The sequence below is a fragment of the Streptomyces sp. SID13666 genome, from assembly GCF_010548325.1.
Classification (GTDB): Bacteria; Actinomycetota; Actinomycetes; order Streptomycetales; family Streptomycetaceae; genus Actinacidiphila; species Actinacidiphila fildesensis.
Map to the genome: position 1 here is coordinate 1 of NZ_JAAGLX010000137.1, position 846 is coordinate 846.

Here is an 846-nt window from a genome sequence, read left to right on the forward strand (position 1 = left end):
TACGGCCCGATCTCCCTCTCCTTCCTCGCCCAGGCGCACCGGGTCAGCGGCGAGGAGATCTTCGCCGAGGACGGCGAGGCCCTGGCCCGCTACATCGACGCCCGCTTGACGAACGGCGGCTATGACAACGGCGGCCCCCGCTACAGCGAACAGCACTCCGCCTTCGAATCGGTCCTCGGCCTGCGCTACTTCGGCCACCGCATCGGCGCCGACCTCGGCCGCTACCGGGGCGACAGCCGCTGGGCCCGCCACGCGGTCAAGCAGGACGGTGGCATCGACGGCCACTTCGCGTGGATGCTCATCTGGCAGATCCAGGACACCACCCCCTGGCACCGCACTCCCTCGACCGAACCACTGCGCCATCAACTCCGCGCGGGCACGGTCTCGGTGGCCTTCGACGACAGGATGACCCAGTCACTGGTCGAGGCGGCGGGCACGTACTACCTCCCGGCGGCGGTGGGCCGCCAGCACGGCTTCGGCCCGGTGGCGGACGGCTTCCTGCTCTGCCGCCCGATGGGCGAGGTCCGCGTCCGCGACCTGCGCACCGCCGATCTCGCGGCCAAGCTGGTCACCAAGCCCGTCGTCGGCCGCGACCACGTACTGCGCCATGTCCGGTCCCTGTACGTCACGGACGGCACGACCCTGTGGGTCACGGTCGCCGTCGAACACCTCGACGGCACGCCGTACCTGCTCGCCGGCCTGCCGTACGCCACGGACGACGGCGACCGGGTCCGCCGCACGCCGGAAGCCGACGGCGTCACCGCAGCGGGCGCCCTGCGCCTGACGCACCCGGATTCCGAGGGCGCGGACCACTTCGACGCCCGCGCGGAGGCGACCCAGGAACAG

1 pseudogene is annotated in these 846 nt (G+C 72.2%); it reads left to right on the forward strand.

The features are described from left to right. Nucleotides 1-846 (forward strand): annotated as a pseudogene (locus G3I60_RS43750) (hypothetical protein); the annotation flags it as partial.